General features: G+C 63.7%; 18 protein-coding genes. 11 read left to right on the plus strand and 7 right to left on the minus strand.

What is annotated here, in order from left to right:
- Positions 1-1464, minus strand: coding sequence for a SulP family inorganic anion transporter (locus tag ACW7G2_RS10395; protein WP_456975601.1), 1464 nt, complete (start codon positions 1462-1464; stop codon positions 1-3).
- Between the two features lie 207 nt (positions 1465-1671).
- Here ACW7G2_RS10395 and ACW7G2_RS10400 point away from each other — a divergent pair, with 207 nt between their 5' ends.
- The 5 genes from ACW7G2_RS10400 to ACW7G2_RS10420 are packed head-to-tail and all read left to right on the plus strand — an operon-like array spanning position 1672 to position 5065.
- Positions 1672-2175, plus strand: coding sequence for a winged helix-turn-helix transcriptional regulator (locus ACW7G2_RS10400; protein WP_456975451.1), 504 nt, complete (start codon positions 1672-1674; stop codon positions 2173-2175).
- Entirely contained in the window at positions 2172-2765 is a 594-nt protein-coding gene (locus tag ACW7G2_RS10405; protein ID WP_456975453.1) for a DsbA family protein, read from the plus strand. Before ACW7G2_RS10400 ends, ACW7G2_RS10405 begins: the two co-directional genes overlap by 4 nt.
- A complete protein-coding gene (locus ACW7G2_RS10410) occupies positions 2762-3463 on the plus strand; it encodes an SDR family NAD(P)-dependent oxidoreductase (protein ID WP_456975455.1) in 702 nt (233 codons plus the stop codon). The genes ACW7G2_RS10405 and ACW7G2_RS10410 overlap by 4 nt, the downstream gene beginning before the upstream one ends.
- The gene (locus tag ACW7G2_RS10415) at positions 3460-3927 is read left to right on the plus strand and encodes a PaaI family thioesterase (protein ID WP_456975457.1); all 468 of its coding nucleotides are present in this window, start codon (positions 3460-3462) and stop codon (positions 3925-3927) included. The genes ACW7G2_RS10410 and ACW7G2_RS10415 overlap by 4 nt, the downstream gene beginning before the upstream one ends.
- Positions 3928-3937: 10 nt before the next feature.
- Complete coding sequence (locus tag ACW7G2_RS10420; protein WP_456975459.1) at positions 3938-5065, plus strand: zinc-binding dehydrogenase; 1128 nt, start codon at positions 3938-3940, stop codon at positions 5063-5065.
- An 18-nt stretch (positions 5066-5083) separates the two neighbouring features.
- On the opposite strand, the gene ACW7G2_RS10425 is transcribed toward ACW7G2_RS10420, so the two are convergent.
- Together ACW7G2_RS10425 and ACW7G2_RS10430 are read right to left on the minus strand one after the other, a co-directional pair.
- A complete protein-coding gene (locus ACW7G2_RS10425; protein ID WP_456975461.1) occupies positions 5084-5332 on the minus strand; it encodes a hypothetical protein in 249 nt (82 codons plus the stop codon).
- A complete protein-coding gene (locus ACW7G2_RS10430) occupies positions 5325-5525 on the minus strand; it encodes a hypothetical protein (RefSeq protein ID WP_456975463.1) in 201 nt (66 codons plus the stop codon). Before ACW7G2_RS10430 ends, ACW7G2_RS10425 begins: the two co-directional genes overlap by 8 nt.
- A gap of 162 nt (positions 5526-5687) precedes the next feature.
- Between ACW7G2_RS10430 and ACW7G2_RS10435 the strand changes: the two genes are divergently transcribed.
- From ACW7G2_RS10435 to ACW7G2_RS10455, 5 genes are read left to right on the plus strand one after another with little or no spacing between them, the layout of a single operon-like run.
- On the plus strand, positions 5688-6527 hold the full coding sequence (locus ACW7G2_RS10435; protein ID WP_456975603.1) for a succinate dehydrogenase iron-sulfur subunit: 840 nt from the start codon (positions 5688-5690) through the stop codon (positions 6525-6527).
- A 47-nt stretch (positions 6528-6574) separates the two neighbouring features.
- The gene (gene sdhC, locus ACW7G2_RS10440) at positions 6575-6952 is read left to right on the plus strand and encodes a succinate dehydrogenase, cytochrome b556 subunit (protein WP_456975465.1); all 378 of its coding nucleotides are present in this window, start codon (positions 6575-6577) and stop codon (positions 6950-6952) included.
- 3 nt (positions 6953-6955) lie between these two features.
- Entirely contained in the window at positions 6956-7339 is a 384-nt protein-coding gene (gene sdhD / locus ACW7G2_RS10445) for a succinate dehydrogenase, hydrophobic membrane anchor protein (RefSeq protein ID WP_456975467.1), read from the plus strand.
- Between the two features lie 27 nt (positions 7340-7366).
- Complete coding sequence (locus ACW7G2_RS10450; RefSeq protein ID WP_456975469.1) at positions 7367-7813, plus strand: CBS domain-containing protein; 447 nt, start codon at positions 7367-7369, stop codon at positions 7811-7813.
- A 36-nt stretch (positions 7814-7849) separates the two neighbouring features.
- On the plus strand, positions 7850-8017 hold the full coding sequence (locus tag ACW7G2_RS10455; protein ID WP_456975471.1) for a hypothetical protein: 168 nt from the start codon (positions 7850-7852) through the stop codon (positions 8015-8017).
- 219 nt (positions 8018-8236) lie between these two features.
- Here ACW7G2_RS10455 and ACW7G2_RS10460 read toward each other — a convergent pair whose 3' ends face one another.
- From ACW7G2_RS10460 to ACW7G2_RS10475, 4 genes are all read right to left on the minus strand, one after another.
- Entirely contained in the window at positions 8237-9172 is a 936-nt protein-coding gene (locus tag ACW7G2_RS10460) for a TIGR03571 family LLM class oxidoreductase (RefSeq protein ID WP_456975473.1), read from the minus strand.
- 35 nt (positions 9173-9207) lie between these two features.
- The gene (locus ACW7G2_RS10465; RefSeq protein WP_456975475.1) at positions 9208-9663 is read right to left on the minus strand and encodes a MarR family winged helix-turn-helix transcriptional regulator; all 456 of its coding nucleotides are present in this window, start codon (positions 9661-9663) and stop codon (positions 9208-9210) included.
- A gap of 30 nt (positions 9664-9693) precedes the next feature.
- Positions 9694-10710 (minus strand): zinc-dependent alcohol dehydrogenase family protein, encoded by a 1017-nt coding sequence (locus ACW7G2_RS10470; protein ID WP_456975477.1) that lies wholly within the window; start codon positions 10708-10710, stop codon positions 9694-9696.
- A gap of 138 nt (positions 10711-10848) precedes the next feature.
- The gene (locus tag ACW7G2_RS10475) at positions 10849-11262 is read right to left on the minus strand and encodes a winged helix-turn-helix transcriptional regulator (RefSeq protein ID WP_456975479.1); all 414 of its coding nucleotides are present in this window, start codon (positions 11260-11262) and stop codon (positions 10849-10851) included.
- A 109-nt stretch (positions 11263-11371) separates the two neighbouring features.
- Here ACW7G2_RS10475 and namA point away from each other — a divergent pair, with 109 nt between their 5' ends.
- Positions 11372-12439, plus strand: coding sequence for an NADPH dehydrogenase NamA (namA, locus tag ACW7G2_RS10480; protein WP_456975481.1), 1068 nt, complete (start codon positions 11372-11374; stop codon positions 12437-12439).
- The last annotated feature ends 54 nt before the right edge of the window (positions 12440-12493 follow it).

Raw genomic sequence — 12493 nt, forward strand, 5'->3', positions numbered from 1 at the left:
TCACGCGCCCATCAGCCGCTCGGCATCCGGCTTGTCATGCACGCCCAGCCGGTCGACCAGGGTAGTGCTGGCCGTGTCCATGCCGATGATTTCCACCTGCGCGCCTTCGCGGCGGAACTTGATCACCACCTTGTCCAGCGCGCCCACCGCGCTCAGGTCCCAGAAGTGCGCACTGCCCACGTCGATTACCACGCTCTCCAGGGTTTCCTTGAAATCAAAACCCGCCACGAAGCTGTCGGATGAAGCGAAGAACACCTGCCCGGTCACCGTGTAGCGCCGGCTCAGCCCGTCCGCGCCAGGCTCGGAATCAATATGCAGCACCCGGCCGACCTTGCGCGCGAAGAACAGCGCCGACAGCAGCACCCCGGTCAGCACGCCCTTGGCCAGGTCGCTGGTGAACACCGTCACCAGCACGGTGCCGATCATCACGATGCTCGATGTCGCCGGATAGGTGCGCAGGTTGCGGATCGAGCTCCAGCTGAAGGTGCCGATCGAGACCATGATCATCACCGCCACCAGCGCCGCCATCGGGATCCGCTCCACCCACGGCCCGGCGAACACCACCATCACCAGCAGCACCGCGCCGGCAACGAAAGTGGACAGGCGCCCGCGCCCGCCCGACTTCACGTTGATCACCGACTGCCCGATCATCGCGCAGCCGGCCATGCCGCCCATGAAGCCGGCGGCGATGTTGGCCACGCCCTGGCCGGCGCACTCGCGGTTCTTGTTGCTGGGGGTGTCGGTCAGGTCGTCGACGATCTGCGCCGTCAGCAGCGACTCCAGCAGGCCCACCACCGCCAGCGTGGCCGAGACCGGGAAGATGATCTTCAGCGTTTCCAGGTTCCACGGCACGTCCGGCAGCAGGAACACCGGCAGGCTGTCGGGCAGCTCGCCCATGTCGCCCACGGTGCGGATATCCAGCCCCATCATGATCGCCACTGCGGTCAGCAGCACGATCGCCACCAGCGGCGAGGGCACCGCGCGGGTCAGGCGCGGGAGCAGGTAGATGATCGCCAGACCGGCGGCAGTCATCACGTACACGGTCCACGGCACGCCGATCAGCTCCGGCAGCTGGGCCATGAAGATCAGGATCGCCAGCGCGTTGACGAAGCCGGTGATCACCGAGCGCGAGACGAAGCGCATCAGCGCGCCGAGCTTCAGCGCCCCGGCAATGATCTGCAGCACCCCGGTCAGCAGGGTCGCCGCCAGCAGGTACTGCAGGCCGTGGTCCTTCACCAGCCCCACCATCACCAGCGCCATCGCGCCGGTGGCGGCCGAAATCATGCCCGGGCGGCCGCCGGTGAAGGCGATCACCACCGCGATGCAGAACGAGGCGTACAGGCCGACCTTCGGATCCACGCCGGCAATGATGGAAAACGCGATTGCCTCGGGGATCAGCGCAAGCGCGACGACCAGGCCGGCGAGCACGTCGCCACGGACATTGCCGAACCATTCCTGGCCCAGGCGGGAAGCGGGTTTCACAGTGGGTTTCCTTGCGCCCGTGCGCTGCGGCCGGGCAGTGACAACGACGCCGCGCCGGCGTGACGGATCAAGACTGGAGCTGACCGGGATCCGGACCTGGGACGGCATGATCAGGGCGGCAAGTTTAGCAGACGTCAGCCCGCCCTCTTCTGTATACTTCAATCATTGAAGTAACTGAGGACCACCAGAATGAAGCCCAAATCCTTCAAGGGCATGCGCTGCTCCATCGCGGGCGCACTCGAGCTGATCGGAGATCGCTGGACGCTGCTGCTGATCCGCGACCTGTCGCTCGGGCTTGCCCGCCATGACCAACTACGCGAAAGCACGGGCATTCCCACCGCCACGCTGGCGGCGCGCCTCAAGCATCTGATGCAGCACGGCATCGTCGAACCGTCGCAGTACCAGGAGCGGCCACCACGGGTCGAATACCGGCTGACCGCCAAGGGCCGCGACCTGTGGAAGGTCAGCGTCGCCCTGCGCGAATGGGGCGACCGCTGGGATGCGAGCGGCTTTGGCGCACCGACCGTGGAGACGATCGATCGCGAGACCGGGCGACCGCTGCGCCTGGCGCTGGTGGATCCCGAGACCGGCACGGCCGTGCCCACGAACCGCACCCAGCTTCGCCCCGGCCCAGGGGCCGACGACCGCACCCGCCACCTTCTCGACAACCTCGCCACAGGAGCAGCCCAATGACCCGATCGCTCGAACTCTTCTACGATTTCCGCAGCCCGTACAGCTACCTTGCCTTCACCCAGCTACGCGAGATGGGCGTCGACCTCGTGCTCAGGCCGATGATGCTGCTGAAGGTGATGGAGGCGGTCGGCAACGTGCCGACCACGCTCACCTGCGCGGCCAAGGGACGCTACGCCTCCACGGACCTGGCGCGGTGGGCGCAGCGCTACGGTATCGCGCTGAACCCATCCGACATGCGCGCCAACGATGGCGATGCCTGTTCGCGCGCGGTGCTGGCGGCGGCGTCGCCGGCGGAGGCAATGGAAATAACGCTGGCGCTGTACCGCGCGTGCTGGAGCGAGGGCAAGACACTCGCCACGAAGGACGACATCCTCGCTGTCATCGCCGCAGCCGGGATCAACACTGACGCGATCGCCAAGCGGATCGACGCACCCGAAACGATCGCGCAGCTGGAGGCCAACACCAACGAAGCCATCGAGCGCGACGTGTTCGGCTCGCCGACCATGTTCGTCGGCGACGCGATGTTCTTCGGCAACGACCGTCTCGACTTTGTGCGCGAACACATCGCGCTCCTGGAGGAATCAGCATGACCAGCAAGACCACCAAACCACTCGCCCTCGTGACCGGGGTCGGCCCCGGCACCGGCGCTGCCCTGGTGCGGCGCTTCGCCGAGGGCGGCTACCGCGTGGCGATGCTGGCGCGCGATGCGGATCGCCTCGCGGCGCTGGAAAGGGAGATCCCCGACACCATCGCCGTGCCATGCGACGTGACTGACGTGGCTGCGCTTGAGCAGGCGATCGCCGATGTCGGCATGCCGAAGGTGGTCGTCCACAACGCCGTGGGCGGTGCTTTCGGCACGTTCATGGAGATCGAGGCGGAGACGCTGCAGAAGAACTTCGACACCAACACGATGGCGCTGTTCAACCTCGCGCGGCTGACTGCTCCGGCGATGGTGGAGGCCGGCGAAGGCGCGTTGATCGTGACTGGCAACACCTCCGCCCAGCGCGGCAGGGCGGGCTTTGCCGGCTTCGCGCCGACCAAGGCGGCACAGCGGATCCTGGCCGAATCCCTGGCCCGCGACCTGGGGCCGAAGGGCGTGCACGTCGCCTACCTGATCATCGACGCGGTGATCGACGTGCCGTGGCAGCGCGAGCGGCTGCCCGATGCGGCGGACGATTTCTTCATCTCCCCCGCCTCGATCGCGGGCGAGGTCTTTCACCTGGCGCATCAGCCGCGCGACGCCTGGTCGTTCCTCGCCGAGGTCCGGCCCTTCCACGAACCGTGGTGAGCGCCGTGGATACGTGGGCAGGCGGCGCGCGCAACGGCCTCGAGCAGCTTCGCGCCCTGATGGTGGCCGGCTCCAAGCAGCCGCCGATGGGCGAAACGCTCGGCTTCACGCTGGTTGAGGTCGATCGCGGCCATGCCGTGTTCGAGGGGACGCCCGATCGGACTGTCTACAACCCGCTCGGCTCGGTGCACGGCGGCTACGCCGCGACACTGCTCGACAGCGCCTGCGGCATTGCCGTGCACAGCCAGCTCGACGCCGGGCGCGGACACACCACGCTCGAACTGAAGGTGTCGTACCTGCGTCCGCTGACCGACAACAGCGGAACGGTGCGCGCAGTCGGCCGCGTTGTCTCGATGGGGCGACGCGTCGCGTTCGCCGAGGCGACGCTGCATGACGGCGACGGCCGGCTGTGCGCGACGGCCACGTCGACGCTGCTGGTATTCGACATCGAACAACCCAAATGAGGCAGCAGAGATGGACAAGACGATGAGTGGATTGGAACTGCGATCGCTGGCGACGTCCGATGGACAGCTTCGCCTGAGCCTGGAGACGGTCGTGCTGGATGAGCCCGGCCCGGATGAACTGGTGGTGCGGGTCGAGGCCACACCCATCAACCCATCCGACCTTGGGCTCCTGCTCGGCCCTGCCGATGTATCGACCGTCAGGGCCGAAGGCACGCTGGAACGACCGGTGCTGGTCGCCGACATTCCGCAGCAGCGCCTGGCGGCCATTCGCAGTCGGCTGGACCAGTCGCTACCGGTCGGGAACGAAGGCGCAGGAACCGTCGTCAAGGCGGGCCGCGATGTGCAGCATTTCCTTGGCAAAAAAGTCGGGATGCTGGGCGGCGGGATGTACACGCAGCTGCGCAGGCTGCGGGCGCAGGACTGCATCCTGTTGCCCGATGACGTGGACGTCGCGGACGGCGCGTCCATGTTCGTCAATCCGCTGACGTCGCTTGGCTTCACCGAGACGATGAGGGCCGAGGGGCACAGCGCCATCGTGCAGACCGCCGCCGCTTCGAACCTGGGCCAGATGCTCAACAGGATCTGCCTTGCGGACGGCATCGGGCTGGTCAATATCGTGCGTAGCGACGCGCAGGCGGCGATTCTCCGCGAGATCGGCGCACGCCACATCGTCGACAGCACGTCGCCGGACTTCCAGGCCGAGCTGACCGAAGCGATCGCCGAAACCGGTGCAACCATCGGCTTCGACGCCATCGGTGGCGGCAAGCTGGCCGGCCAGATCCTGCAGGCGATGGAAACGGTCGCCAGCCGCGGCGTCACCTCCTACAGCCGCTACGGCTCGGACGCGCCCAAGCAGGTCTATATCTACGGCGGTCTGGACACGGGGCCGACCGTGATCGATCGGACGTTCGGCTTTGCCTGGAACATCGGCGGATGGCTTCTCTTCCCGTTCATGCAGAAGGCTGGCCAGGAGGTCGCGGCGCGGATGCGCCAACGCGTCGTGGATGAACTCGGCACGACCTTCGCCAGCCACTATACGAAGACCATCAGCCTTGCTGATGCGCTCCAGCCAGGGATCCTGGCTGCATACGAGCGCAAGTCGACCGGCGAGAAGTATCTGATCAATCCATCCCTGTAGGCAGGGCTGTTTCAATGCTCAGATATCGGGCACGATCTTGCCGAAGTGCTGCAGCGCCCTTTCGGCCTCCGCGATGGCCAGTCGCCTGCCCACATCGAGGATGCCGTCAATGATGAGGACGTGGGCTGGACTCGTGATCGCGTCGAGGTCGCCAGCCATGACCGGCCCCCGGTAGTCCGCGTCGAGCGTCCCGCGCGCCTCGGCTTCATCGAGGGAAGCCTGCCCCGGATCCTGCAGGCGCAGAAGCAGCGGGCCAAGGTCAGCCAAAAGCAGGCAGCACGTCGCGGGCGATGATCTCCAGGTTTTCATGCGCCTGCATGCCGTTCGGCACGAGGTTGAGAAACGCGTGGTGGGTGCCGGCATCCCGCATGGCTTCCAGCACGTCGGCCAGGGCAAGCGAGCCGGTTTTTACCAGACGGCATGCCGCCCTCCCCCGCTGGAGCCGACGCAGATCGCGCACATTTGAAGAACCTTCACGGATATCTCCCGCTCGCGGGACTACTTTTGCATGACCTTTCTCGGTGACTCTGGGCACGAACCACAAATCATGTCCCGCAAACCGATCAATGACTTGCCGCGCGCCACCCAGCTGGCGTCCCCCACCCGTGACCCGGATCGACTGATGATCATCGAGGGATCGGATCAGGTTCCGCGCGCAACCCTGCTCAAGCGTTTTCCAGTACCGCGCAATATGGGGATAGCCCCGGAATCGCGTATCAAGAACGGCAAGACGTGGCCGGTGCCTGTCGGCGCGACGCGAACCAAACGGTTCCAGATCTACCGCTACGATCCAGATTCCACCGCCAATCCGCGCCTGGATACGTTTGAAGTCGATCTCGACGACTGCGGCCCAATGACGTTGGACGCACTTTTCTGGATCAAGAACAAGGTCGATCCAACCCTTACGTTCCGGCGCTCATGCCGCGAAGGCATCTGCGGCTCCTGCGCCATGACCATGGATGGCACGAACTGGCTCGCCTGCATGCGATTCATCACTGACCTGGCTTCGCCAGCAACCATCTATCCGCTGGCGAACATGCCGGTCGTCAAAGATCTTGTTCCGGATCTCACGCATGTATTCGCGCAATACACCGCGATCGAGCCATGGCTCAAGTCCAGAACGCCAGAACCCGAGCGCGAACGACTTCAATCGGTGGAGGAACGTCACAAGCTCGATGGCTTTTACGAGTGCATTCTGTGTTTCTGCTGCACGTCGGGCTGCCCCAGTCATTGGTGGAATGGCGACCGTTTCCTGGGCCCTGCGGTACTGCTCCAAGCTTGGCGTTGGCTTGCCGACAGTCGTGACGACGCAGCGGATGAACGGCTCGACGCACTCGAAGACCCCTTCCGCCTTTACCGATGCCACACCATCCTCAACTGCACCCGGACGTGTCCGAAGGGCCTGAACCCAGGCAAGGCCATCGCGGAGATCAAGCGGCAGATGATCGAGCGCAGGGGCTGACGGCGGACCTCATGGAAAAAACGTCAAATCATGTGCGGAAACGGCCGATGCCCCGATCTCCCAATATCCAGATCTATCGCCCGCAGCTGACTTCGGTCCTGTCGATCGTCAATCGCATCACCGGCGTCATGCTGAGCGTGTGTGCCATCGTATTGGTGCTCTGGTTGCTCGCTGCCGCATCAGGACCGAGCCCCTATAGCCTCGTACAAAGCGTTATCGGCTCCTGGGTCGGCCAAGCCCTGTTGGTGGCAGCCACCCTGGCGTTCTTCTTGCATCTTTGCGGAGGCATCCGCCATCTGTTCTTCGATGCCGTGCAGGGATTCGAGTTGCGTTCCATTTATCTGTCCGGCTGGGCCGTGGTGGTGGCGAGTGTGGTGTTGACCGTGTTGGCCTGGGTGCTCGCCATGCTCTTGAGAGGGAGTTAGGACATGGGCAGTCACGACATGCGATCCCCCGTGGCCCGTGCGGCCGGGCTCGGATCGGCGAAGGCGGGCGTCGAGCACTGGTGGGCCCAGCGCGTTTCAGCCATCGCGCTCATCCCGCTCACGCTCTGGTTCGTCGCGTCGCTCATCGCGCATACCCACAGTGACCACGCCACCTTCCTGGTGTGGTTGAGGGCACCATTGAATGCCGTTGCGATGATCCTGTTGCTGCTGGCGTTGTTCCATCACACGGCGCTCGGTCTGCAGGTGGTCATTGAGGATTACATGCACTCACGTGCCAGGTTCACGGTGCTGGTAGCGATGCGTCTGACCTGTCTCGCATTGGCCATTGCCGGTGCCATGGCCACCCTGCATATAGTCTTCAAATGAACGCGAGCGTGAACCCGGAGGAGTACCATGATATTCGTTGAAGCATCGCTGCCTGTAGCGCGCGAGCGGCTCGTCATGCTTGCCGACGACGCGCAACTCATTGAGGCCGCCAAACTCTTGCGCAATACCGGGACCGACCTTGTGGTGATTTGCGACGTAAATGGTGTGCTGGCGGGCGTCGTGACCAAGACCAACGTCGTCGACCAGATCAGTCGATGCCAAGGATGCGGCTGCACCACCGCGGTTTCATCTGTAATGGTGCGCGATGTTCTTGCTTGTCGGCCAGGAGATCGGATGGACGAAGTGTGGTCGAAGATGAAAGCGCGTGGATTGAAGAACGTTCCGGTGACAGACGAGGATTCCCGGCCAGTGGGAGTGCTCAATGCCCGCGATGCGCTGCAAGCGCTCATGCGGGAAGTCGAGTACGAGGAATCGCTGCTTCGAGACTATGTGATGACCGTCGGTTACCACTGAATCCAGTGTACGAGCCTTGCTGTTTCGGAGCTTTTTATGTCTGACGAAGACCTGCAATCCCCGACCCCGTTGCAGCTTCGCGCGAAAGCACTTGCAAGCTGGGAAAACGAGGGCGGCGCGATCCGTAGCGTACATGGAGAAAAAGCCGCTTCTGATGAGAAGCCATCCGAAGTGCCTCCTCTGACGAATGCGGAATTATCGTAACTGCACATTCGTGATTGCGCTGGAAGGCTTGGTCACTGCCTTGCTCGTGGATGCAGCGGCCGGTATTGGCGGTGACGACGGACCTCTCAAGACAAAGCGACGGCCGAAAGCTTCACCGTGAATCTCATGTCGGCAACATACTTGAAACAGGCCGATCGATTAAGGGCGTTAACTAACCGGCCTTCGCACTCGTGCTGGATGCATTGCCGCGCCGTCCTCTTAGCCAAAAGCAGGCAGCACGTCGCGGGCGATGATCTCCAGGTGTTCATGCGCCTGCATGCCGTTCGGCGCGAGGTTGAGAAGCGCGTGGTGGGTGCCGGCATCCCGCATGGCTTCCAGCACGTCGACCAGTGCCAGCGAGCCGGAGCGATAGCCGAGTTCGATCTCTTCGGCCGGAGCTGCGCGGTCTTCGACGAGTTCAATGGCCAGCGCCACGCTGAAACTGCGGAACTGGCCGCCCGCGGAGCGCTCGACCGCCGTCCGCCAAAGCGCATGCCGGTCGCGCTGCACCTGGGGCGGGCGATGATAGGTCGCCCATCCGCAGGCGTTACGCGCGATCCAGTTGAGGCTCTGACCGCCGGAACCGACAGCGAGCATGGGGATGATGCTTTGCGCAGAAGGCCGAAGCTCGAACGCGTTGTCCGGATTGGACGCCGCTCGCAGGATGCGTGGCGGCTGCTCCAACGCCGCGGCAAGTTCGGTCCAGTGCGCGCGATAGAGTTCCCTGCGATCGTTGGAATCCGCCCCGAACGCGGCAAACTCTTCCGGCCGATCGCCGGATCCGAGGCCCAGCACGAAGCGGCCCGGCGCCAAGCGGTCAAGTGAGATCGCGGCCTTGGCGATATGGAGCGGATGCCGGAGCGTCAGCACGGTCGCTGCGGTGCCGATCGCGATGCGCGAGGTCGCCGCGGCAATGGCCCCCAGCATCGCGAAGGGTTCCGGATGGCCGAACGCCTCGGGATACCACGGCCCATTCAACGGAACGTCGCGCACCCAGACAGCGGCGAAGCCGAGCTGGTCGGCAAGCGCGGCCAATCCCAGCTGCTGGCGAACGTCTACATCCTCGCTCCCGGTTGCGCGGATCGGAAGCACAATGCCGATCGACATCTGATTTTCGCAAAACAGGCTTTCGTGGCGTTCCGGGTGTTGAGACATGAGTGCCCTACTCCGACCCCTTTACCGATGACAGCTTAGCGCCCGAGTGCCGAGATGAGCTGATCCAGGCTGGTGGCGAGGGACTCGGTTTCGGCCGCCGAGAAGGACACATCCCGCCGGAAAACTTCAGGAATCTGCCGCGCGGGGGCGCGGAGCGCGCGCCCGGCGTCCGTAAGGGAGATCAACACCCGTCGCTCATCGGCTGCATCACGTCGCCGCAGCACAAACCCGTTGGTTTCCAGCCGTTTGAGAAGCGGCGTCAGGGTGCCGCTGTCCAGGTGGAGGCGTTCACCGATGGCGTTGACAGTCTGTGGCTCGGATTCCCACAACACCAGCATCACCAGGTACTGCGGGAATGTGAGTCCGAGTTCGGCCAGCAGTGGCCGGTACTGGCGGGTGACGAGGTTCGATGCAGCATAGAGGCTGAAACACACCTGCCGGTCGAGCGACAGCAAGTCGTCATGGGCAGCGGGCGCTTTTTTCTCCGGCATCTCGAGTCCCGGTGCGGAAGTGGGCATCGCCTAGTGCGTCAAGTCGATCACGACCTTGCCGAAATGCGCTCCCGACTCAAGATAGCGGTAAGCCTCCTTCGCCTCGGAAAACGGGAACACGCGGTCGACCACGGGCTTTATGCCGGCTCCAGCAACGAGTCCGGCGGCCTGCTCAAGCATGCCCCGGCTGCCAACGTAGATGCCAACCATGCGCTTGGCAGTGATCGACAGGGTGGTCGGATTGACCTCTCCACCGAAGCCGCTGACACCGCCAATGACGGCAATGGTCCCGCCCACGGCCGTGGACGCGACAGAGCGGTTGACGGTTCCCTGCCCGCCTACTTCCAGCACCACGTCAACGCCCTTGCCGCCGGTCAGACGCAGCACCTCGTCCTGCCACTCGGGGGTCGTACGGTAATTGATCGTCTCATCCGCACCCAGGGCACGGGCTTGCACCAGCTTCTCATCGCTGGACGAGGTGATGATTGCCTGCAGGCCTGCGGCCTTGGCCATCTGCAAGCCCAGGATTGAAACGCCGCCCGTGCCGAGCAGGAGAACGGTACCGCCCGGCCGCACGTCGGAGGACTCGAAGATGGCATTCCACGCGGTGACACCCGCGCATGGGAGCGTGGACGCTTCGACATAGCCCAGCTGTTCCGGGATCTTCACGAGAGTGTCCTCGTGCAATGTGACTTCCTCGGCAAGCATGCCGTCGATGTCACCACCCAGGGCGTTCCGCACCTTGGCTGGATCGGGCCTGCCTTCGAGCCAGTGGGGGAAGAAGGATGCCGCCACCCGGTCACCCGGTTGGACCCGACTGACCATCGAGCCGACCGCGATCACGTCTCCCGCACCGTCGGAACAGGGGATGATCGGAATGTCTACCTTTACCGGGTATGCGCCGTTGGCAACCATGAGGTCGCGATAATTCAACGACACGGCTCTTACTTTCACCCGTACCTCGTAGGGTCCGACAGGACGTTCGACAATGTCTTGCAACTGCAGTCCGTCGATCTTTCCGCCGTGCGAAATCCGATAAGCCTTCATGACGCCTCCAAAAAATCTTCAGGTAGTGCGCTCTCCACTTGTAAGCGAGGCGCTTACGATCGATTGTACATAAATACATTGCGCGCAATGTAAAGGTCTGTTTCAAGGAGCGCGGATCCGCCCTGCAATCGGGGCCCGCTATCGCGGCGACTTTGCCGCTTGCCGTCCGCCAGCCTTGGAGGCCGGTTCGGACAGTTCAACGCCCCGCGCGTCAAGCCACTTCTCCCCCCATCCGCTGAGCCCCACGAGGAAAGGCTCGAGACTGCGCCCCTCGGCGCTGATCGCGTACTCCACCCGTGGAGGTACCACCGGAAAAACGGTTCGGATCACCAGCCCGTCTGCTTCCAGTTCCCGCAATTGCTTTACCAGCAGCCGTGCGGTGATGCCTTTCAGGGCCCGCTGCAACTCGTTGAACCGATGGGTGCCGTCCCTCAGCAGGTGGTAGAGGATCACCCCCTTCCACTTGCCGCCCATGATGTGCAGTGCCGCTTCGATCGCACAGCCAGGCGCTTCCTGGTAGTCCCTCAGTCTTCTTTCCGGTTTTGTATTCATACGCTACGCTTTTTTGTACTACCTACAGTTTTGTGCAGTAGATGCCACAGATGAAGTGACTCTAGCATGTCTCAACGCCGACACCTTCAAGCATCCCTACGGAGTTGATATGAGTTCTTTATTGCTGTCCCCCTTCGAGATCGCAGGCCTTGAGCTACGCAATCGTGTGGTCATGTCGCCCATGTGCATGCACGTCGCCGCGGAGGATGGTTTTGTGACCGACTGGCACCGGGTCCATTACGGCGCGCGTGCCCAAGGGCAGGTGGGATTGATCTTCCCGGAAACCCTGGCGATCACTCGTGACGGGCGGACCGCCGACGGAGACCTGGGCATCTGGAGTGACGCCCATGTGGACGGCCTGAAAAGCCTCGTCGACCTGTTGCATGGCTTCGGAGCCAAGGTCGGAGCGCAGATCGGCCATGGCGGGCGCAACGTTCTCCTGACGGGCGTCAATTTGATCGCACCGTCCGCGATCCCTTTCAGCGAAGATCGCCCGGTGCCCAAGGCCCTTTCAAAGGATGAAATCGGGCAGGTGGTGGATGCGTTCGGGCAGGCGGCACAGCGCGCCGGGGCGGCGGGTTTCGATGTGCTGGAGATCCATGCTGCGCACGGCTACTTGCTCAACGAGTTCCTCTCTCCACTGTCCAACACGCGGACCGACGAGTACGGCGGCGACGCCGAACGCCGCTACCGGCTCCTCGGGGAGGTCATCGACAAGGTGAAGCAGTACTGGCGCGGGCCACTTTTCGTCCGCATCTCCAGCACTGATTACACCGACGGTGGCAACACGCCCGAATCTTTTGTGGAATACGCCAAGCTGATGAAGGGTCAGGGGGTTGATCTCATCGATTGCAGCTCGGGGGGGATCGCGCCAGTCAAGGTCCAGAGCTATCCCAACTACCAGGTGACCGCGGCTGAGCTGCTCCGTCGCGAGGCCGGCATTGCCACAGGGGCCGTCGGCTTGATTACCAGCGGACGGCAGGGAGAAGAGATCCTCCGCAATGGTCGCGCGGATCTGGTGTTCGTGGGGCGCCAGCTGCTGCGCGATCCGTTCTGGGTTCGTACTGCCGCCGACCAACTGGGCCAGCGTATTCACACGCCGGTGCAATACACCCGGTACGGCGCCGTCTGGCTGGATACCCCGCCTGCGCCTGCGGAGAAACAGAAAGCTGCGTAGGTGGCGGCACAGCAGGTAGTAGTCTTGGCCCGCGCCTCAGCCCCCTTTCCTGGA

The organism is Luteimonas sp. A277 (assembly GCF_054052045.1).

Bases quoted from the DNA above. Each gene is read 5' to 3' on its own strand.
- ACW7G2_RS10400 (WP_456975451.1), top strand. From the start codon at position 1,672: ATGAAGCCCAAATCCTTCAAGGGCATGCGCTGCTCCATCGCGGGCGCA.
- ACW7G2_RS10405 (WP_456975453.1), top strand. From the start codon at position 2,172: ATGACCCGATCGCTCGAACTCTTCTACGATTTCCGCAGCCCGTACAGC.
- ACW7G2_RS10410 (WP_456975455.1), top strand. From the start codon at position 2,762: ATGACCAGCAAGACCACCAAACCACTCGCCCTCGTGACCGGGGTCGGC.
- ACW7G2_RS10420 (WP_456975459.1), top strand. From the start codon at position 3,938: ATGGACAAGACGATGAGTGGATTGGAACTGCGATCGCTGGCGACGTCC.
- ACW7G2_RS10435 (WP_456975603.1), top strand. From the start codon at position 5,688: ATGATCATCGAGGGATCGGATCAGGTTCCGCGCGCAACCCTGCTCAAG.
- sdhC (WP_456975465.1), top strand. From the start codon at position 6,575: ATGCCCCGATCTCCCAATATCCAGATCTATCGCCCGCAGCTGACTTCG.
- sdhD (WP_456975467.1), top strand. From the start codon at position 6,956: ATGGGCAGTCACGACATGCGATCCCCCGTGGCCCGTGCGGCCGGGCTC.
- ACW7G2_RS10450 (WP_456975469.1), top strand. From the start codon at position 7,367: ATGATATTCGTTGAAGCATCGCTGCCTGTAGCGCGCGAGCGGCTCGTC.
- ACW7G2_RS10455 (WP_456975471.1), top strand. From the start codon at position 7,850: ATGTCTGACGAAGACCTGCAATCCCCGACCCCGTTGCAGCTTCGCGCG.
- ACW7G2_RS10460 (WP_456975473.1), bottom strand. From the start codon at position 9,172: ATGTCTCAACACCCGGAACGCCACGAAAGCCTGTTTTGCGAAAATCAG.
- ACW7G2_RS10465 (WP_456975475.1), bottom strand. From the start codon at position 9,663: ATGCCGGAGAAAAAAGCGCCCGCTGCCCATGACGACTTGCTGTCGCTC.
- ACW7G2_RS10470 (WP_456975477.1), bottom strand. From the start codon at position 10,710: ATGAAGGCTTATCGGATTTCGCACGGCGGAAAGATCGACGGACTGCAG.
- ACW7G2_RS10475 (WP_456975479.1), bottom strand. From the start codon at position 11,262: ATGAATACAAAACCGGAAAGAAGACTGAGGGACTACCAGGAAGCGCCT.
- namA (WP_456975481.1), top strand. From the start codon at position 11,372: ATGAGTTCTTTATTGCTGTCCCCCTTCGAGATCGCAGGCCTTGAGCTA.